The 20,077-nt window shown below is 69.7% G+C and carries 17 protein-coding genes and 1 pseudogene; 9 read left to right on the top strand and 9 right to left on the bottom strand.

Features of this window, described 5'->3' with window-relative positions; all coding sequences use genetic code 11:
* The 9 genes from NJ4_RS17275 to NJ4_RS17235 form a co-directional block, all read left to right on the top strand.
* Positions 1-1,192 (top strand): molybdopterin-dependent oxidoreductase (locus tag NJ4_RS17275; RefSeq protein WP_157551196.1); only part of this gene is annotated, 1,192 nt, incomplete at its 5' end.
* A 112-nt stretch (positions 1,193-1,304) separates the two neighbouring features.
* On the top strand, positions 1,305-1,964 hold the full coding sequence (locus tag NJ4_RS17270) for a fasciclin domain-containing protein (RefSeq protein ID WP_067437902.1): 660 nt from the start codon (positions 1,305-1,307) through the stop codon (positions 1,962-1,964).
* A 35-nt stretch (positions 1,965-1,999) separates the two neighbouring features.
* Positions 2,000-2,599, top strand: coding sequence for an ECF RNA polymerase sigma factor SigK (sigK, locus tag NJ4_RS17265; protein WP_245644607.1), 600 nt, complete (start codon positions 2,000-2,002; stop codon positions 2,597-2,599).
* A complete protein-coding gene (locus NJ4_RS17260) occupies positions 2,599-3,351 on the top strand; it encodes an anti-sigma factor (RefSeq protein ID WP_067437898.1) in 753 nt (250 codons plus the stop codon). Before sigK ends, NJ4_RS17260 begins: the two co-directional genes overlap by 1 nt.
* Positions 3,352-3,368: 17 nt before the next feature.
* Positions 3,369-5,351: an FAD-dependent oxidoreductase gene (locus NJ4_RS17255; RefSeq protein WP_245644606.1), complete on the top strand. Its 1,983-nt coding sequence runs from the start codon at positions 3,369-3,371 to the stop codon at positions 5,349-5,351.
* Positions 5,348-6,640: a class I SAM-dependent methyltransferase gene (locus NJ4_RS17250; RefSeq protein ID WP_067437895.1), complete on the top strand. Its 1,293-nt coding sequence runs from the start codon at positions 5,348-5,350 to the stop codon at positions 6,638-6,640. Before NJ4_RS17255 ends, NJ4_RS17250 begins: the two co-directional genes overlap by 4 nt.
* Positions 6,640-7,905, top strand: coding sequence for an SAM-dependent methyltransferase (locus NJ4_RS17245; RefSeq protein ID WP_067437893.1), 1,266 nt, complete (start codon positions 6,640-6,642; stop codon positions 7,903-7,905). The genes NJ4_RS17250 and NJ4_RS17245 overlap by 1 nt, the downstream gene beginning before the upstream one ends.
* Positions 7,899-8,690, top strand: a complete 792-nt coding sequence (locus NJ4_RS17240) for a DUF1295 domain-containing protein (RefSeq protein ID WP_067437891.1) — start codon at positions 7,899-7,901, stop codon at positions 8,688-8,690. Before NJ4_RS17245 ends, NJ4_RS17240 begins: the two co-directional genes overlap by 7 nt.
* Positions 8,691-8,908: 218 nt before the next feature.
* Positions 8,909-9,466, top strand: coding sequence for a protein-L-isoaspartate O-methyltransferase family protein (locus NJ4_RS17235; RefSeq protein ID WP_067437889.1), 558 nt, complete (start codon positions 8,909-8,911; stop codon positions 9,464-9,466).
* 31 nt (positions 9,467-9,497) lie between these two features.
* Here NJ4_RS17235 and NJ4_RS17230 read toward each other — a convergent pair whose 3' ends face one another.
* The 9 genes and pseudogenes from NJ4_RS17230 to NJ4_RS26015 all read right to left on the bottom strand — a co-directional run.
* On the bottom strand, positions 9,498-9,872 hold the full coding sequence (locus NJ4_RS17230; RefSeq protein ID WP_067437887.1) for an MmcQ/YjbR family DNA-binding protein: 375 nt from the start codon (positions 9,870-9,872) through the stop codon (positions 9,498-9,500).
* Between the two features lie 62 nt (positions 9,873-9,934).
* Entirely contained in the window at positions 9,935-11,089 is a 1,155-nt protein-coding gene (locus NJ4_RS17225; protein ID WP_067437885.1) for an acyl-CoA dehydrogenase family protein, read from the bottom strand.
* A gap of 38 nt (positions 11,090-11,127) precedes the next feature.
* Positions 11,128-12,300, bottom strand: coding sequence for an acyl-CoA dehydrogenase family protein (locus tag NJ4_RS17220; RefSeq protein WP_067437883.1), 1,173 nt, complete (start codon positions 12,298-12,300; stop codon positions 11,128-11,130).
* Positions 12,297-14,321 carry an ATP-binding protein gene (locus tag NJ4_RS17215; RefSeq protein ID WP_245644605.1) on the bottom strand — a complete coding sequence of 675 codons (2,025 nt, stop codon included), beginning with the start codon at positions 14,319-14,321 and terminating at the stop codon, positions 12,297-12,299. Before NJ4_RS17215 ends, NJ4_RS17220 begins: the two co-directional genes overlap by 4 nt.
* Complete coding sequence (locus tag NJ4_RS17210; RefSeq protein WP_067437881.1) at positions 14,318-15,916, bottom strand: acyl-CoA carboxylase subunit beta; 1,599 nt, start codon at positions 15,914-15,916, stop codon at positions 14,318-14,320. Before NJ4_RS17210 ends, NJ4_RS17215 begins: the two co-directional genes overlap by 4 nt.
* Positions 15,913-17,091: an acyl-CoA dehydrogenase family protein gene (locus NJ4_RS17205; RefSeq protein WP_067437879.1), complete on the bottom strand. Its 1,179-nt coding sequence runs from the start codon at positions 17,089-17,091 to the stop codon at positions 15,913-15,915. Before NJ4_RS17205 ends, NJ4_RS17210 begins: the two co-directional genes overlap by 4 nt.
* Positions 17,088-18,815: an acyclic terpene utilization AtuA family protein gene (locus NJ4_RS17200; protein ID WP_067437877.1), complete on the bottom strand. Its 1,728-nt coding sequence runs from the start codon at positions 18,813-18,815 to the stop codon at positions 17,088-17,090. Before NJ4_RS17200 ends, NJ4_RS17205 begins: the two co-directional genes overlap by 4 nt.
* On the bottom strand, positions 18,812-19,714 hold the full coding sequence (locus NJ4_RS17195; RefSeq protein ID WP_082748818.1) for a TIGR03084 family metal-binding protein: 903 nt from the start codon (positions 19,712-19,714) through the stop codon (positions 18,812-18,814). The genes NJ4_RS17200 and NJ4_RS17195 overlap by 4 nt, the downstream gene beginning before the upstream one ends.
* A pseudogene (locus NJ4_RS26015) lies at positions 19,711-20,077 on the bottom strand (TetR/AcrR family transcriptional regulator); the annotation flags it as partial. The pseudogene NJ4_RS26015 and the gene NJ4_RS17195, both read right to left, overlap by 4 nt.

The following is a 20,077-nucleotide window of genomic DNA, read 5'->3' as shown; positions in this document are numbered from 1 at the left end:
CGTGCTGCTGATCAGGCTGCTGGCTCGCCGCCGCGAACCAGTCACGTCACCGGAGCCCCGGCCCACGCTGCCCGACGGCGAAGAGATCGGGCGGTTCGACGTGATGTCGGACCTCCGCCCGGCGGAGAGGCCGCGCACCAGCCGACGCACGCTGCTGATCACCTCGGGCCTGGTCGCGGCGGCCTCCGCCACGATGGGGTGGGCCGGCGAGCAGATCATCGCCTACCGCACCCGCATCGGAAACGTGACCCTGCCGCCCGCGGCCAGGCCGATCGCACCGCTGCCGGCGGGACTGGAGAAGGTCTACTCCGGCATCTCCAACTTCCAGACCTCCACGGACCGCTTCTACCGGGTCGACATCAACCTGACCCTGCCCGTGGTGCCGGTCGACGACTGGAGGCTGACGATCGACGGGGACGTCGACGACTCCTTCAGCCTCACCTTCGACGAGCTCGCCTCGATGCCGCTGATCGAGCGCGACATCACGATGACCTGTGTCTCCAACGAGGTCGGCGGTCGCTACATCGGCGCCGCACGCTGGCTCGGCGTACCCCTCACCGACCTGCTCGACCGCGCCGGCGTCGGAAGCAGGGCCGACCAGATCCTGAGCACCGCGGTCGACGGCTTCACGATCAGCACGCCGCTCGAGGTGGCCCGCGACGGCCGCGACGCGATGGTCGCGATCGGCATGAACGGCGAGCCGTTGCCGGCCGAGCACGGCTTCCCGGCGCGCCTGATCACACCCGGCCTCTACGGCTTCGTCGGCGCCACCAAGTGGCTGACCCGCCTCACGCTCACGACGTACGCCGACGACACGGCGTACTGGACGGACCGTGACTGGGCCACCGACGCACCGATCAAGATCTCCTCGCGGATCGACACCCCCAAGCCGCTGTCCACCATCAAGGACGGCCAGAACGTCATCGGCGGAGTGGCCTGGGCCCAGCACGTCGGCATCAAGAGGGTCGAGGTGCGCATCGACGGCAGCGCCTGGCAGGAGGCCAAGCTCGGGCCGGACGCCGGAGTCGACTACTGGCGCCAGTGGTACCTGCCCTGGGAGACCACTCCCGGCCAGCACATGCTCGCGGTCCGGGCCACCTCCCTCGAGGGCGAGGTCCAGACGGCTGCCCGGGCGACACCGTTCCCCGAGGGCTCGAGCGGGATCCAGGAAATCGTGGTCAACGTCGAGTGACGAGCCGACCGTTGGCCGGCCGCCCGAAAGAAAGTCCACGTCCCGACCAATCCGATCGGTCGGCGGCAGCGAATCACCACCTGACAGCACCAGAACCCAGAAAGGCACTCCCATGAAGCGCTCCATCATCCGCCAGACCGGTGTCGCTGCCGCGGCCCTCGCCCTCTCGGTGTCCCTCGCCGCCTGCGGTTCGGACGACGACGGCGGCAACAGCGACGCCAAGGCCTCCGATGACGCGTCGAGCCAGACCGACACCGGCTCGACCTCCGAGGAGCCGATGGCCGACGACGCCGGCGCCGAGGCCTTCGGTCCTGGCTGCTCCGCGATCCCCACCTCCGGCGCCGGGTCGTTCAACGGCATGGCAACGGAGCCGGTCGCCACCGCGGCCAGCGCCAACCCGCTCCTCGAGACCTTGGTGACCGCGGTCGGCAAGGCCGGCCTGGTCGACACCCTCAACTCGGCCGAGGCGCTCACCGTCTTCGCCCCGACGAACGACGCGTTCGGCAAGATCGACAAGGCCACGCTCGACAGCGTTCTCGCGGACAAGAAGACGCTCACCACGATCCTGACCCACCACGTGGTGGCCGGCCAGCTGGGCCCGGACGAGATCGCCGGGAAGCACAAGACGCTCGCCGGCGACACCATCGTCGTCAAGGGCTCGGGCGAGGAGTTCACCGTGGGCAAGGAGAACGCCGCCGTCCTGTGCGGCAACATCCCCACCGCCAACGCCACGGTCTACGTGGTCGACTCCGTCTTGATGCCGGCGTCCTGATCCCTGGAAGACCAGGACACGACACAATGAAACCCGTGACAGGCATTGCACCCGTTCCCTCCGGCGGTTCGTCGCCGGAGGGGGCGGGTGCGCCCGGCCTGGCCGACCTGTTCCGCAGGGCGGCCCGGGGTGACGAGTCCGCCTTCACCGCGTTGTACGACGCGACGGCGGCTCGCGTCCACGGCCTCGTGCTGCGCGTCGTACGCGACCCGGCCCAGGCCGAGGAGGTCACCCAGGAGGCCTACCTCGAGGTGTGGCGCACGTCCTCCCGCTTCGACCCCGCCCGGGGCAGCGCGCTCTCCTGGCTGATGACCATCGCCCACCGACGCGCGGTCGACCGGGTCCGCTCGGCAGAGGCCTCGCACCGGCGGGACACCAGCTACCACGACCAGTCGGACTCGATTCCGCACGACGCGACCGCGGAGGCTGCCACGACCGCCCTCGAGGCGGCCCGCGTGCGCCACGCGATGCAGTCCCTCACCGAGGTCCAGCGCGAGGCACTCGAGCTCGCCTACTTCGGCGGCTACACACATACGGAGGTGGCTTCGATGCTGGACCTTCCGGTCGGCACGGCCAAGACTCGGATCCGAGACGGTCTCATCCGTCTCCGCGACGCGATGGGGGTGAACCAGTGATGAGCGACATCCACGCACTCGTGGGCGCCTACGCCGTCGACGCACTCGACGACCTCGAGCGTCGCCGCTTCGAGGAGCACCTGGCCACCTGCGCCGACTGCCGCGAGGAGGTCGCCAGCTTCCGTGAGGCGTCCACCGCGTTGGCCTCCACGACCGAGGTGGCCCCGCCGCCTGCCCTGCGCGACAGGCTGATGGCCGAGATCGCCACGGTCCGGCCCCTGCCGCCCCTGCCCGAGACCATCCAGGCTGCTCCGGCCGACGACGTCGAGGAGCCGGTGCACCGTGCCCGGCGGCGTCGATTTCCGGCCCTCCTGGCGACCGCGGCCACACTCGCGGTCCTCGGCGGCGGAAGCGTCGTCGTCTGGCAGCAGCGGGACGACGGGTCGAGCGAGCAGCAGCTGACCGCCACCCAGCAGGTGTTGCGCGCCGATGATGCCAAGGCCGTCGCGGTCGACTTCCCCGACGGCGCCCAGGCCAAGCTGGTCAGGTCGGCGGCGCTCGGCAAGGCCGTCCTCGTCACGCACGACATGCCGGCCGCGCCGACCGGCAAGGTCTACCAGCTGTGGCTGCAGTCCGCGAAGGGGGCCATGGAACCCGCCGGTCTGATGCCGCGGGGCGCGGACCAGGAGGTCCTGCTCGACGGTGACGCAGGTACGGCGACCGCCGCCGGCATCACGGTCGAGCCCGCCGGCGGGTCCGAGGCACCGACCTCCGACCCGATCGCGCTCTTCGACTTCCACGAGGGAGTGTGACCCGGAGGGTCGCCGTTGTGGGAAGTGGTGTCGCCGGTCTCACCGCCGGCTACGCCATTTCCCGCACGGCGCACGTCACGCTGTTCGAGGCCGACGACCGGCTCGGCGGCCATGCCGACACCCACCTCGTGGACGGCCTGGCGATCGACACCGGCTTCATCGTGCACAACGAGCGCACCTACCCCACGCTCCTGCGCCTCTTCGCGGAGCTGGGCGTCGAGACGCAGGCGTCCGACATGTCCATGTCGGTCCGCGACGTCGCGACCGGGCTGGAGTATGCCGGCGCACTGGGTGCGCGCGGCCTGTTCCCGACGTCGGCGAACCTGGGCCGTCCGGCGTACCTGCGGATGCTGGTGGAGATCCCGCGCTTCCACCGCCGGGCACGGCGAGTGCTCGACCCGGCGGACGGTCCCGACCAGGCACTGACGGGTGCCCGTGGCTCGACCAGCGAGGACCAGACGCTTCGGGAGTTCCTCCACGAGGGCGGCTTCTCGGCCTACTTCACCCGCCACTTCATGGAGCCGCTGGTGGCCGCCGTGTGGTCCTGCGATCCGGAGACGTCACTCGACTACCCGGCCCGCTACCTCTTCGCGTTCCTCCAGCACCACGGCATGCTCGCTGTCTTCGGCTCGCCGCAGTGGCGCACCGTCTCAGGGGGCTCGCGGGAGTACGTCGCCAAGGTGGCCGCCCGGCTGCCCGACGTACGCCTCGGCACGAAGGTCACCTCCGTCCTCGAGACGGCCGACGGCATCGACGTCACCGACGGGAACGGCGACGTGACCCGGTTCGACGCAGCCGTCATCGCCACGCATCCCGCCCAGGCGCTGGCCATGCTGGCCGATCCGACGACCGAGCAGCACGAGGTGCTCGGCGCCCTTCCCTACTCGCGCAACATCGCACGGCTGCACACCGACGTGTCGCTCCTGCCCGCATCACGCGGCGCGTGGGCGTCGTGGAACTTTCTCCGCCCCGGGGCGAGGACCGGCGAGGTCACGGTGACCTACGACCTGACCCGGCTCCAACGGCTCGCCACCGACCGGCCCTACCTCGTCACGCTCGGCGGAGCCGACCTGGTCGACCCGGCCACGGTGATCGAGACGATGGAGTACGAGCACCCGCTCTACACACCGTCGTCGGTCGCCGCGCAACGCCGGTTGCCCGAGCTCGACACCGACCGTCTTGCCTTCGCCGGCGCCTACCACGGCTGGGGATTCCACGAGGACGGCGCTGCCTCGGGTGCCCGTGCCGCCGAGCGACTGGGCTTCGAGTGGTCCGCCACTCCCGTTCCGGCGGCCGCCGTGCCCGCCGGACGGGTCTACGAGACCTCGATCCGCCATGTCCGGCGCGGTCCCGTGGAGCACGCGTTCGACAACGCCTCCCATGCCTGGCTGGTCGACCTCGACGACCTCCCGCCTACCCGGTGGTCCGCGTCCTTCGAGTCCCGCGACCACCTCGGCTCGCCCCGTCGCTCACTGCGACAGAACGTGGACGATTTCCTTGCCACACAGGGAATCGACCTCGACGGGGGCCGGATCCTGATGCTCGCCAACCCGCGAGCGCTGGGCCACTGCTTCAACCCGATCAGCGTCTACTGGTGCCACGACGCGAGCGGCGCACAGGCCTGTGTCGTGCTCGAGGTGCACAACACGTATGGCGACCGGCACGCGTACGTCGTACGACCCGACGCGCACGGGCATGCCGTGGTCGACAAGGCGATGTACGTCTCCCCGTTCAACGACACGTCGGGTCACTACGAGGTGTCGGTGACCCCACCCGGTGACCGCATCGCGGTCTCGGTGACGTTGCGGCGCGACGGCGAGCCGGCGTTCACCGCGTCGGTGACCGCCCGCGCACTGCCCGCCGGGCGGCGACCTTGGCGCGCGGCACTGGCACCAATCCGGACGTCGCTGTTGATCCGAACACAGGGCATCGGCCTCTGGCTGCGACGACTCCCCGTCCAGCGCAGGCCCACGCACCCACGACAGGAGGGGGTCCAGTGACCATCACAGACACCCGGCAGGAGACCGGCCAGACCGAGCGCTGGCCGGGCCTGTACGCCGTCCCGTCCGGGCCGAAGGCCGCCGTCTCGGCAGCCGTGGCCCGACGCATCTTCGCGCACGCCACGCAGCGGCTCGGCATCACCGTCCAGACGCCGAGCGTGCGCGCCGTCGACACGTCGGCGCCGACGATCGTGCTGCACCGGCCCGACGAGTTCTTCCGCAAGGTCGGCAGCGACGGCCTGATCGGCTTCGGTGAGGCCTACATGACCGGCGCCTGGGACTCCCCCGACCTCGACCGGCTGCTCACCACGATGGCCACGGAGATCGCCACCATCGTGCCGGACTGGATGCAGCGGCTCCGCTCGGTCTGGATGGCGCGGATGCCCAGCGCCCACCGCAACAGTGAGGACCAGACGCGCGACAACATCAGCCACCACTACGACCTGTCCAACGACCTGTTCGCCACCTTCCTCGACCAGACGATGAGCTATTCGTCGGCGCTGTTCGACGCCGGGGTCGAGCGGGTCGGCAACCACCTGGTCGCCGGGTCACCGGGCATCGTCGAACGCACCGATTTCGAGGGAGCCCAGGTCGCCAAGATCGAGCGGCTCCTCGACGAGGCCGGCGTCCGCGAGGGCTCACGGGTGCTCGAGATCGGCACCGGATGGGGTGAGCTGGCGATCCGTGCCGCCCGGCGAGGTGCCACCGTCCGCTCGGTGACCCTGTCGAGCGAGCAGCAGACGCTGGCGCGTGAGCGCATCGCCGCGGCCGGGCTCGGTGGCCGGGTCGAGGTCGACCTGCTCGACTACCGGCACGTCACCGGCACCTACGACGCGGTCTGCTCGGTCGAGATGATCGAGGCCGTCGGCCACGAGTTCTGGCCGACGTACTTCGCGAAGATCGACTCGCTGCTCGCGCCGGGTGGCCGGGTCGCGATCCAGGCGATCACCATGCCGCACGACCGGATGCTGGCCACTCGCGGTGGTTTCACGTGGATCAACAAGTACGTCTTCCCCGGCGGGTTCCTGCCCTCCACCGAGGCTATCGAGCAGGTCACCACCGGGCACACCTCGCTGCGCGTCACCGAGCGCCTGTCGTTCGGGCTGCACTATGCCGAGACCCTGCGCCTGTGGGAGGAGACCTTCCGCGCCGCAAGCCCCGCCGTACGACACCTCGGGTTCGACGAGGTCTTCGAGCGGATGTGGCACTTCTACCTGGAGTACTCGCGTGCCGGGTTCGCCTCCGGCTACCTCGACGTACAACAGATCACGCTCGAGAGGAGCAGCTGATGCGTCGGGTCGAGGCTGGCGAGACGACCACGGTCGCCGACCGGCTCGAAGCCGGTCTGCGCCACGTCCTGCGCGGTGACCTGCCGGTGCGGCTGGAGGCGTGGGACGGGTCGACGGCGGGACCGTCCGACGCGCCACGGGTCGTCATTCACTCCCCGAACGCGCTGTCGCGCATCTTCTGGCGGCCCGGTGAGCTCGGCGCCGCCCAGGCGTACGTCGCCGGCGAGCTCGACGTCGAGGGTGACCTCGACACGGCCCTGTCACACGTGCGATCGGTGGCGGACTCCCGCGGCCTCTCCGGTCTCGGACTCACCCCGGCCGTCGCGGGCGGGCTCATGAAGGTGTTGCGCGACGTCCGACTACCGCCCCGGGCGCCGGCCTCGCAGGCGCGGGTCCGCGGGCGGCTGCACAGCAAGGTGCGTGACCGGTTGGCGATCAGCCACCACTACGACCTGTCGAACGACTTCTACGAGCTGATCCTCGACGAGTCGATGGCCTACTCCTCGGCGTACTGGTGCTCCGACGAGGCCGACTACACCCTGGCCGACGCCCAGCGCGACAAACTCTCGCTGATCCTCGACAAGCTCGGCCTGAAGCCCGGCATGACGCTGCTCGACGTCGGGTGTGGCTGGGGGTCGCTGACCCTGCACGCCGCCCGCCGCGGCATCAGGGTGGTCGGTGTGACGATCGCGGCCGAGCAGAAGAGGTTCATCGACGCCCGCATCGACGACCTCGGTCTCGGGGACCTGGCCGAGGTGCGACTGTGCGACTACCGCGAGGCCACCGGCGCCTACGACGCGGTCGCGTCGGTGGAGATGGGTGAGCACGTGGGCCAGCGCAACTACCCGACCTACGTCGAGGTGTTGCGGCGGTCCGTGAAGCCCGGCGGTCGCGTGCTGATCCAGCAGATGTCCAGGCGGGGCAGGCATCCGGGAGGCGGCCCGTTCATCGAGTCGTTCATCGCTCCCGACATGCACATGCGTCCGGTCGGTGACACCGTCGCGCTCCTCGAGAGCGGGGGTCTGGAAGTGCGCGACGTCCATGCCATGCGCGAGCACTATGTCCTCACGGTGCAGGCATGGATCGATGCCTTCGAGGCGAACATCGACAGGGTCACAGCCCTCGTCGGCGAGGAGGTCGCCCGAGTCTGGCGGCTCTATCTCGTCGGCGGAGGCATGGCCTTCCGCGACGGCCGAATGGGCGTCGACCAGATCCTCGCGGTCCGCCCCGGTCCGCACACGATCCCTCCGGTGCGCACATGGTGAGCTCGTTCCTGCTGGTCTCGGGCGCCTCGCTGGCCACCGCTGCCGCGCTGATGGCGGTCACTGCCGTGATCGGGCACCGGATCGGCAAGGTCTCCGTGGTCGACACGTCGTGGGGTCTGGGCTTCGTGCTGGTCGCCCTGGTCGCCGCCCTGGTGGGCGACGGCTCGTCCGGACGACGCTGGCTGTTGCTGGCCATGGTCGGTCTCTGGGGACTTCGCCTGGCCTGGCACATGCATCGTCGCAACCAGGGCAAGCCGGAGGACCCGCGCTATGCCGAGATGCTCGAGGGATCGTCGTACGCCGTCGCGGTCCGCCGGGTGTTCGCCACCCAGGGTCTGGCGCTGTGGTTCGTCTCGTTGCCCGTGCAGGTCTCGGCGGTCACCGACTCCGGTGTCGCGTGGGTCGTGGCGGTCGGTGTGCTCCTGTGGATCGTCGGACTCGCCTTCGAGACGGTCGGTGACGCCCAGCTGGCGGCGTACAAACGCGACCCCGACCGTGGGCCGATCATGGACCGTGGCCTGTGGGCGTGGACCCGGCACCCGAACTACTTCGGCGACGCGTGCGTGTGGTGGGGCGTCTTCGTGGTCGCGGCGTCGGCGTGGCCGGGTGTGCTCACGGTGCTCTCGCCCGTCGCGATGACATACTTCCTCGTCTTCGCCACCGGCGCCAGGTTGCTGGAGCGGCACATGGCCGGCCGCCCCGGATGGGACGACTACGCCGCTCGCACCTCCATGTTCTTCCCGCTGCCGCCGACTCGTCAGCCGTCCGTTGCCGACCCGTCGTGAGTTCGGGGTGACCCGTCGTGAGTTCGGGGTGACCCGTCGTGAGTTCGGAGCAGGGGCCGGTTTCGTGTTCTGGTCTGGGCGTGGCAGTGGCCCCAGGCACCGGTGTCGTGTCCACAGCCCCCGGAGAAACTGGTTCGCCAAGTTCCGAGCGTCCCGGAACCGACGAGGAACGAGTGGATTCCAGACCCTTGGGGACCGGCCGTGGTTGACTCGGTGCCATGGACTCCGTGGCGGGAGCGTTCGAGGCAGTGCCGCGGGTCGGGTTCCTGCCGTCTCGACAGCGGCGGCGAGCGGCGTACGACGGCCCGTTGCCGATCGGTGATGGTCAGACGAACTCCCAGCCCCACACGGTTCGCGCGATGCTCGAGCTCCTCGACGTACGCCCCGGACAGCGGGTGCTCGACGTGGGTGCCGGCTCGGGGTGGACCACGGCGCTGCTCGCGCACCTGACCGGTCGCGACGGCACCGTCAAGGGCGTCGAGCTGGTGCCGAGGATCGCCCAGTGGGGCAAGGAGAATCTCGACTCACACCAGATGCCCTGGGCCACCATCGAGCTGGCCGAGCCCGGCGTGCTCGGTCTGCCCCGGCAGGCGCCGTACGACCGGATCCTGGTCTCCGCCGAGCCACCCGCACTTCCCGACGAGCTCGTCGCGCAGCTGGCTGACGACGGCAGGATGGTCATCCCGGTCGCCGGGGTCATGCTGCTGGTCGTCAAGCAGGGCGACGACCTCCAGGTGTCCCGGCACGGCTACTACCGATTCGTGCCGTTGAGATGACGGCAGCCGACGCCTCATGGAGACAGGAAGGTCAGCCGGGGCGTTCGACCTGGGTGGCCAGGTGGTCGGGCGCCATCAGGCAGTAGGAGTCGACCAGCAGCTCACGCACCTCGGTCCAGTCGGAGTCCTCGTCGAGGATCATGCCGATCACGTCACGGCCCCAGCCGGCCCGGAAGTACGGCGCACCGAGGTGCTCGAACGCCACGACCTCATCGGGCTCGCCCCGGAAGACGATGCGGAAGAGCTGGTCCTCGCCGCCGAAGACGTGGACCACCGTGTTGCCGCCGACCCGCCAGCGCACGCCGACCCAGGCGTCCTCCTCGTGGATCCGCGGGAGCGGGTCGAGGATCACGCGCAGCCGGTTGAGCATCCACGTCGGGACGTCCGGGCGCTCCTTCTTGGCCATGGCGCAAAGCCTGCCATGCGCCGCCGACAGCCGATCGGACTTGCCGAGTCATCGGAGGACGATCAGAGGCCCATCATGCGACCGACGATCTCCTTCATGATCTCGGTGGTTCCTCCGTAGATGGTCTGGATCCGGGTGTCGAGGTACGCCTTGGCGATCGGGTACTCGCTCATGTAGCCGTAGCCGCCGTGCAGCTGGAGGCAGGCGTCGACCGTCTTCTTCTGCAACTCCGTGGTCCACCACTTGCCGGCCGCTGCGTCGTCGATGGAGAGCGTGCCCGCGTTGAGCTCGGTGATGCAGCGGTCGACCCACACCTGCGCGATGCGCGCCTCGGTCTCGAGCTCGGCCAGGGTGAAGCGGGTGTTCTGGAACGCCGAGATGGGCTTGCCGAACGCCTTGCGCTCCTGCACGTAGGCGACGGTCTGGTCGATCACCGAGCGGCAGGCAGCGGCAGCGACGACGCACAGGGTGAGCCGCTCCTGCGGCAGCTTCTCCATCAGGTAGATGAAGCCCTTGCCCTCGTCGCCCAGCAGGTTCGCGACCGGGACCTTGACGTTGTCGAAGAACAGCTCGGCGGTGTCCTGGGCCTTCAGACCGATCTTGTCGAGGTTGCGACCACGCTCGAAGCCCTCCATGCCGCGTTCGAGCACGACCAGCGAGATGCCCTGGGCGCCGGCCTCGGTGTCGGTCTTGCAGGCCACCACCACGAGGTCGGCGTTGATGCCGTTGGAGATGAACGTCTTGGACCCGTTGACGAGGTAGTAGGGGTCGCCGTCATTGGTGACCAGCTTCGCCGTGGTCGTCATGCCCTGCAGGTCGGAGCCGGCGCCGGGCTCGGTCATCGCGATCGCGGTGATCATCTCGCCGGTGCAGAACGTCGGGAACCAGCGCGCCTTCTGCTCGTCGTTGGCGTAGGAGAGCAGGTAGCCCGAGACGAGGTCGGTGTGCAACGCGAAACCCACGCCACTGGCGCCGATCTTGGTCAGCTCCTCCTGGAGGATCGCGTTGTAGCGGAAGTCCTGCACCCCGCCCCCGCCGTACTCCTCGGGCATCATGAAGCCGAGCAGGCCGAGCGCCCCGGCCTCCTCCCACAGCTCGCGCGGCACGATGCCGGCCTTCTCCCACTCCTCGTGGTGAGGGACGACGTGCTTGTCGAGGAAGGCTCGAACGGTGTCGCGGAATGCATCGTGGTCGGCGTCGAAGATGGTGCGCTGCAAGGGGAATCTCCTGGATCGGTGGGCTTGGGGGCGGCGGGTCAGTAGGACTTCGGCAGGCCCAGCGAGTGCATGGCCACGAAGTTCAGGATCATCTCTCTCGACACCGGCGCGATCCGACCCAGCCGAGCCGCGACGAGCAGGTTGCCGAGGCCGTACTCGGAGGCCAACCCGTTGCCGCCGTGGGTCTGGACGGCCGTGTCGAGCGCACTGCAGGCGATCTCGCCGCCGGCGTACTTCGCCATGTTGGCGTACTCGCCCGCGCCCATGTCGTCGCCGGCGTCGCACAGCGCGGCCGCCTTCTGCATCAGCAGTCGCGACTGCTCGAGCTCGATCTTCACCTTGGCCAGTGGGTGTGCGATCGCCTGGTGGGTGCCGATGACGTCCTTCCAGACCTGGCGGGTCTTGGCGTAGTCGACGGCCCGGTCAAGCGCATAGCGCGCCATCCCGTTGGAGAACGCGGCGCCCATGATGCGCTCGGGGTTGAGCCCGGCGAAGAGCTGCCACAGCCCGGCGTCCTCGTCACCCACCAGCGCGTCGGCCGGCAGCCGGACGTCGTCGATGAACAGCGAGAACTGCTTCTCGGGTGCGTGGAAGTCCATCGGGATGTGCTGCCACTCGAGCCCTTCGGCAGCCGTCGGTACGACGAACAGCGCGGGCTTGAGCTTGCCGGTCTTCGCATCGGCGGTGCGCGAGACGACCAGGATCGCGTCGGCCTCGTCGACGCCGGAGATGAAGACCTTGCGACCGTTGAGGACCCAGTCGCCGCCGTCCTTCGTGGCCGTGGTGGTGATCTGGTGGCTGTTGGACCCGGCGTCGGGCTCGGTGATCGCGAACGCCATGATCATCGAGCCGTCGGCGATCGAGGGGAGCCAGCGCTGCTTCTGCTCCTCGGTGCCGCAGCGGGTGATGATCGAGCCGCAGATCGCCGGGCTGACCACCATCATCAGCAGCGGAGCGCCCGCGGCCGCAGCCTCCTCGAGCACCACGGAGAGGTCGGCCATGCCGCCACCACCGCCGCCGTACTGCTCGGGAATGTTGACCCCGAGGTAGCCGTGCTTGCCCATGTCGGACCACAGCTCGGTGAGCTTCTCGCCCTTGCTGGTCTTCTCCTGCACGTAGGAGTGGCCGTAGCTGGTGGCCAGCTTCTTGACCGCCTCGCGCAGCGCGGTGCGCTCCTCGGGCTCGGTGAACTCGTGGGTTGCGCTGCTCATGGCTGTTCTCCTTCAGCTGGTTCGACGACCGCCAGGACGTCTGCGGAGGCCACCTGCTGGCCTGCTCGTACGGCGAGCTCGGTGATCGTGCCGGCGTACGGCGCCACCACGGTGTGCTGCATCTTCATGGCCTCCATCACGAGGATGGTCTGGCCCTCGGTGACCTCGTCGCCGACCGCGGCGCTGACCGAGATCACGCTGCCCGGCATCGGCGCCAGCAGCGATCCCTCGGCGACCTGGTCGGCGGGATCCACGAATCGGGGGACGACGCGCAGGCTCACCGAGCCCAGGGCGCTGTCGACGTGCACGTGGTCGTCGGTGACGACGCCGTCGAAGCGCGTCGAGATGCCGTCAACCCGAAGAACGACGTGGCCGGGCGCGGCCTGGAGCACCTCGACCTGCTCGTCGGACGAGGCAGGGGCATAGCCGTTGCGGCCACCGGTCCACTCCACGACGTGCTCCTGGCCTCGCAATCTGAACGTCGTCCGCTGCGGCTGCGCGACCACGTTGCACCACCCCACCGGGATCCGGGTCTGCACGCGTCGACGCGCCGCGAGGTGCTCGGCACGCAGCACGGCCGCGGCGAACAGGGTGGTGGCGTCGGGCTCACCGGTGCCCGCATCGAGAACGGCCGCGCGTCGGTCGAAGAAGTCCGTGCCGACCGCGCCGGAGAGGAAGTCCTCGTCGGTCAGAGCCGCCACGAGCATGTCGCGATTGGTCACCACGCCGTGCAGCTGCGCCCGACGCAAGGCCCCCGCCAGCATGCGCGCGGCCTCGCCCCGCGTGGGCGCCCAGGCGATCACCTTGGCCAGCATCGCGTCGTAGTGGGTGGAGACCTCGCTGCCCGTCTCGAACCCCGAGTCGACACGTACGCCGGCCCGCGTGGAGCGTTCGAACGAGACGAGGCCGGGGATCTCGAAGCTGGTCAGGGTTCCGCTCTGCGGCTGCCAGTCGTGGGCCGGGTCCTCGGCGTACAACCGCACCTCGATCGCGTGCCCGCGTGGGTTGAGTGCCGAGGTGGTTGCTCCGGCGACCACCTCAGCACTCGACCTGCCTTCCGCGACCGCGAACTGCAGCTCGACTAGGTCGACGTCGAAGACCGCCTCGGTGACCGGGTGCTCCACCTGGAGCCGGGTGTTCATCTCGAGGAAGAAGAAGCGCTCCCGGTCGGGGTCGTAGAGGAACTCGACCGTGCCGGCGCCCAGGTAGTCGATGGCGCGGGCCGCGTTGCGCGCGGCCTCGTGCATCGCGGCCACCACCGTCGCGTCGATGTCGGGCGCCGGGGCCTCCTCGACCACCTTCTGGTGCCGGCGTTGCAGCGAGCAGTCGCGTTCACCGAAGACCGCGACCTCTCCGAACCGGTCGCCCACGACCTGCACCTCGACGTGACGGCTGCGGGCCAGGTAGGGCTCGACGAACACGGTGCCGTCACCGAACGCGGACTCCGCCTCGGCCCGGGCCGCTGCGATCTCACCCGGCAGGTCGGCCAGCGTGCGCACGACCCGCATGCCACGACCGCCACCACCCGCGGACGCCTTGACCAGCAAGGGCAGGTCGGCCTCGGTCGCGGTGTCGACCGTGTGGTCGGGAAGAACCGGGACTCCGGCGGCAGCCATCAGCTTCTTGGACTCGATCTTCGAGCCCATCGAGACGATCGACTCGGGCGCCGGGCCCACCCAGGTGAGCCCGGCCTCGATCACCTGTCGGGCGAAGTCGGCGTTCTCCGAGAGGAAGCCGTAGCCGGGGTGGATCGCGTCCGCACCGGTACGCCGCGCCGCCTCGAGAACGAGGTCGGTGCGCAGGTAGGTCTCGGCGGGGCTGTCGCCCGGGAGCAGGACGGCGGCGTCGGCCTCACGCACGAACGGCAGATGGGCATCGGCATCGGAGTGGACGGCCACTGTCTCGATGCCGAGGCTGCGGGCGGTGGCGAAGACGCGTCGGGCGATCTCGCCACGGTTGGCGACGAGGATTCTGCGGATGGTCCCTGCGGAGCCGAGGGACGAGGCGTCTCGAAAGGTCACAGGCGGAACACCCCGAAGTTCATCTCGCCCTCGATGGGCTGGTTGGCGATGACGGACAGGCAGATGCCGAGCACCGTGCGGGTGTCGCGCGGATCGATGACCCCGTCGTCGTAGACCATCCCGGAGAGGAAGTAGGGCAACGACTGCTCCTCGATCATGCCCTCGACCATCTCCTTGACCGCGACGAACCCGTCGGCGTCGAAGACCTGGCCCTTCTTCTCCGCGGACTCACGCGCGACGATCTCCATCACGCCGGCCAGCTGCTGCGGCCCCATCACCGCGGACTTCGCGCTCGGCCAGGTGAACAGGAACCGCGGGTCGTAGGCGCGACCGTTCATGCCGTAGTTGCCCGCACCGTAGGACGCACCCATGATCACGGTCAGGTGCGGCACCTTGGAGTTCGAGACCGCATTGATCATCTGAGCACCGTGCTTGATGATGCCGCCCTGCTCATAGTCCTTGCCGACCATGTAGCCGGTGGTGTTGTGCAGGAACAGCAGCGGGGTGTCCTTCTGGTTGGCGAGCTGGATGAACTGCGCGGCCTTCTGCGCCTCCTCGCTCATCAGGACGCCCCGGGCGTTGGCGAGAATGCCGATCGGGTGGCCGTGCAGCTGCGCCCATCCGACACACAGTGACGTGCCGTAGAGCGGCTTGAACTCGTCGAACGCGACCGCGTTGTCCTGCCCGGTGGTCGAGCCCGTCGAGACCCCGTCGACGATCCGCAGGATCGCCTCACGCGGGTCGAACGGCTCCTTGAGGTCGGTCGGGATCAGGTCGAGCAGGTCGTCGGGGTCCAGATCCGGTTCGGCGTACGCCGTTGCGTCGTAGGACGCCTTGCGCCAGTTCAGCCGCGCCACCACCCGCCGCGCGATGCGCAGGGCGTCGTGCTCGTCGAGCGCCAGGTAGTCGGAGGAGCCGGAGATGCGCGAGTGCATCTCGGCGCCGCCGAGGGACTCGTCGTCGGTCACCTCACCGGTGGCCATCTTCACCAGCGGCGGGCCGGCCAGGAACACCTTGGCCTGCTCCTTGACCATGATCACGTAGTCGCTCATGCCGGGCACGTAGGCGCCACCGGCGGTCGAGTTCCCGAAGACCACGGAGACGGTGGGCACCTTGCGTGCCGAGGCCCGGGTCAGCTCGCGGAAGCCGCGACCTCCGGGTATGAAGATCTCTTTCTGGGTGGGCAGATCGGCGCCGCCGGACTCGGTCAGGTTGATCGTCGGCAGGCCGTTCTGGGAGGCGATGTCGGCGGCCCGGAACGACTTCTTCACCGACCACGGGTTCAGCGCGCCGCCCTTCACCGTCGGGTCGTTGGCCACGACCATGCACTCGACCCCCTCGACGACTCCGATGCCGGTGACCAGCGAGGCACCGACCGCGAAGTCGCTGCCCCAACCCGCCAGCGGCATGAGCTCGAGGAAGGCGGAGCCCTCGTCGATCAGCAGGTCGATGCGCTCGCGGGCGGTGAGCTTGCCGCGCTCCTTGTGGCGGGCGATGTATTTGCCGCCTGCCTCCACGGCCTTGGTCTGCTCGGCATGCAGGTCGGCGATCTTCTCCAGCATCGCCTCGCGCCGCGAGCCCGCGACGGCGGTCATGACGCGTAGCCCAACAGTCGGGCGGCCAGGTCGGTCAACACCTCGGTTGCTCCTCCTCCGATGGGCAGGAGCCGGGCGTCGCGGTAGTGCCGCTCGACCTCGCTGCCGTGCATGTAGCCGGTGCCGCCGAAGAGCTGCACCGCGTCATTGGTGACGTCGACCGCGGCCTCGACTGCGGTCTGTTTCGCCAAGCAGGCCTCGGCGATCACGTCTTCTCCGGCAACATGGCGGGCGGCCACGTCGAGCGTGTAGATCCGCGCCACCTCGGCCCTGCGCCGCATCTCGACCAGCTTGGCCCGCACGACCTGGTTGGCGGCCAGCGGCTTGCCGAAGGTCTCGCGCTCCTTCGTGTAGGCGGCGGCCAGCTCGAGCGCACGGAACGCGTGGCCGTAGCCCATCAGGGCGAGGGCGATCCGCTCGCTCACGAAGCACTCGGCGATGTAGTAGAACCCCTTGTCCACCTCACCGACCAGGTTCTTGACCGGCACGCGAACGTCGACGTACGCCAGCTCGGCGGTGTCCGAGGCGTGCCAGCCCATCTTGTCGAGCTTGCGGGTGACACTGAACCCGGGCGAGTCGGTGGGCACGACGATCAAGGAGACCCCGCCGTGGCCCGGTCCGCCTGTGCGTACGGCGGTGGTCACGAAGTCGGCACGCACCCCGGAGGTGATGAAGGTCTTCGACCCGTTGATCAGGTAGTGGCTGTCGCCGTCATCGCCCCGAATCAGCTCAGCGCGGGTGGTGATGCCGGCGACGTCGCTGCCACCGCCCGGCTCGGTGACGGCCAGGCTGCCGATCAGCTCGCCGGCCAGGGTCGGCCGCACGAACGTGTCGACGAGGTACGCCGACCCGTGGGCGATCATGTGCGGGAGCGAGATGCCGTGGGTGAAGAGCGAGGCGATCAGACCACCGGACGCGCCCTCGGCCATGAACCCCTCCTGCAGGGCGCAGACGTCGAGCAGGTCTCCCCCCTCACCGCCGGCCTCCTCGGGATACCCGACGGCCAGCAATCCCTGCGCTGCCGCAGCCTTGTGCAGCTCGCGCGGGAGGATGCCGTCGTCCTCCCACTGCTGCAGGTGGGGCGCGATCTCGCGACGCGTGAACTCCGCGCCGGCCTCCTTGAGCGCCAGGCGCTCGGGCGTGAATCGGTGGTCGAGCCTGTCGAGATCACTCACAGCAGCGCCTCCTCGACACTCACCATGCGCGAGCGCACCCATTCGCCCAGGCCCTTGGCCTGCGGGTCGAAGCGGGTGGACGAGGCGACGCCATCGCCGAGCAGGCCGCGCAGCAGCACGTTGACCCCGCCGAGGTTGGGCAGCATGAACACCTCGATCTCGAGCTCCGCGGCCTCGGGGACGAGCTCACGAATGCGCTTGGGAGTGATGAGTTTCGTCAACCAGGTCACGCGATCGGCGTAGTTCGGCGAGCCGTCGTGCGCAATCCAGAGTCCGAGATTCGCATCGCCCCCCTTGTCCCCCGAGCGGGCATGGACGAACGTCCCCAACGGCATCCGCCGGGTCAGGACGTCGGAGGGAGCCGGGTACGGCGACGGCCGTTGGCCACCCTCGACCTCGACGTCGTGGGTCTTCTCCGGATCCGCGATCACCTCACGCGTCCCGTCGGCGTGCACGACGGTGTGCGAGACGACCGAGCGGTCCACGTAGGCCGGGCGATAGATGCCGTAGGGCGTGGGCTTCCCGGGAGGAGCGGTCATCGTGAAGCCGGGGTAGGACGCCAGGGCGAGCTCGACCGCGGCCGAGGTGAAGGGCTTGCCGACCGGGTCGGGCGAGGGGTCCTTGACGGTGCAGCGCAGGAGGCAGGACGCCGCTTCCTCGGTCTCGGCGTCGGGCTGGGGCTGCGAGGTGCGTGACCAGTTCACGTCCGCGGGCGGGTTCGCGGCCAGCGCCGCGGTGAGCTGCTGGTGCACCCAGTCGGCCTTGGCCTCGACCTCGAGGCCGGTCAGCACGAACTCCACGGAGTTGCGGAACCCGCCGAGCTCGTTGACGCAGACCTTGAGCTTCGACGGCGGCGCCTCTCCGCGGACGCCGCTGATCGAGACCCGGTCAGGGCCGGCCTGGTCGACGGCGATGCTGTCGAGAAGCGTCGTCACGTCGGGGTTGAGGTAGCGGGTCGACTGGATCTCGTAGACCACCTGCGCGGTGACGGTGTCGACAGTGACCGCGCCGCCCGTGCCGTCGTGCTTGGTGATCACCGACGAGCCGTCGGAGGAGATCTCTGCGATCGGGAAGCCCAGGGGCAACCCGGCGTGCGGCAACGAGCGGAACCCGGAGAAGTTGCCCCCGGTGGCCTGGGTGCCACATTCGATGATGTGCCCGGCCACGACGGCGCCGGCGAGCTCGTCGTACATCTCGGGCGTCCAGCCGAAGGCCGCGATCGCCGGGCCGACGACGACCGAGGCGTCGGTGACCCGGCCGGTGACGACAATGTCCGCGCCCTGCTCGAGGGCCCGGGCGATCCCGAACCCGCCGAGGTAGGCGTTGGCGGTGAGCGCGTTCTCACCCATGACCGCCCCGTGACCGCGGAGGTCGTCGCCCTCGACGTGGGCGATGTTCGGCGAGAGGCCGAGGCCGCTGGCGATCTCGCGCAGCTTGCCGGCCAGCCCCGTGGGGTTGAGCCCGCCGGCGTTGGTCACGAGCTTGACGCCGCTCTCGAGGGCGAGGCCGAGGGACTCCTCGACCTGCCGCACGAACGTGCGGGCGTAGCCGAGCGAGGGGTCCTTCATCGTGTCCTTGCCCAGGATCAGCATGGTCAGCTCGGCCAGGTAGTCGCCGGTGAGGTAGTCGAGACTGCGCCCATCGTCCCGGGCACCTTCGAGCATCTCGCGCATCGCCGAGAAGCGGTCGCCGTAGAACCCCGAGCAGTTGCCGACGCGGATCATGCGCGCTCCCTGTTCGCTCGCAGGTCGACCGCGATCTCGCGGTCGGTGCTCGGGCTCAGATCGGAGCCGTCTCTCGCTTCGCTCACGCGTGCCTTCCTTCCCTCGCCGGGCTGGCCGGCGAAGCACTGCGCGATGTCGAGCCAGGTGTCGGCGTCCGGTCCGGTCGCGACCAGGTCGGTGTCGGCGCGGTTGATCCGTTGGGTGACCAGCAGGCAGAAGTCGTACGCCGACCCGCTGACTCCCTGTGCTGCGTCCTCGGGCCCGTAGGCCCACTGCTCGCCGGACGGCGAGATCAGCTCGACCCGGAACTCCTCGGGCGGCGGCGTGAGGTCGTTGGTGGCGAAGGAGAAGTTGCGGGTCCGCACGCCGATGTGGGCGACGTGGACGATGCGGTCGGTCGGCTCGGGTGGTGCGGCCAGGACACCGATCGAGACCAGGGCGTCATGGACGTCGTGCGAGTGCGCCCACGTCTCCATGAAACGGGCCGTGGCCATCGAGGTGGGCGACATCGGCGGGCCGAACCACGGCAGCTTCACACCGTCGGGCACCGCGCGCAGTGCGTCGGCGAGGGCCACCCGACCTTCGCGCCACCGGGCCAGGAGCTTGTCGACCGGAGCCCTGCCACCCTCGAGAGCTCCGTTGTCGACCACGTTCGCCGGGTCGCCCAGCGCCTCGAGCACGAGCGCGTCCCAGCTCTCCTTGTCGCCGCCGGCGGCTCGGGCTGCGGCGACGGCGGCCTCGTCGGTCCAGGCCAGGTGCGCCACCTGGGTGGCGACGTCCCACGCCGGCGCCGGGGTCGGCGTACGCCACTGGTCGTCACTCAGGCCGGCGACCCGGGCGTCGAGCTGCTCGGTCTCTGCCGCGAGGTCGGCCAGGACCCCGTCGAGCACGTCAGTCATGACTTCTCCTTGAGGGCGGTGTCGAGCTGGTCGGCCCAGCGGTCGAGGATCCGGCCGCGCCGGCGGGTGTCGTCGGAGATGGTGTCGGCCAGGCCGAGGCCTCGGACCAGGTCGAGGGTGGCCTGGATCAGCTCACGGTTGCCCGGAACCGACTCGTCGACGCCGAGCAGCTCGACGGTCAGCCGGTGGGTCTCGCGGCCCACGCGCTGCTCCAGGGGACCCACGGCCTCGAGGAGTGAGGGATCGGTGCGGGCGGCCACCCACAGCTCGAGGGCGGCGGTGAAGACCGGGCTGGCGAAGTGGTCGCCGAGCATCCGCAGCACGGCACGGGTGCGCCGGGCGCCGCGCGGCAGCTGGGCGGCC

The organism is Nocardioides jensenii JCM 1364 = NBRC 14755, from assembly GCF_001552535.1.
In the GTDB taxonomy this organism is placed as follows: Bacteria; Actinomycetota; Actinomycetes; order Propionibacteriales; family Nocardioidaceae; genus Nocardioides; species Nocardioides jensenii.
Note: the sequence above shows the minus strand (reverse complement) of the source record. Positions and strands in the feature narration are given on the sequence as shown.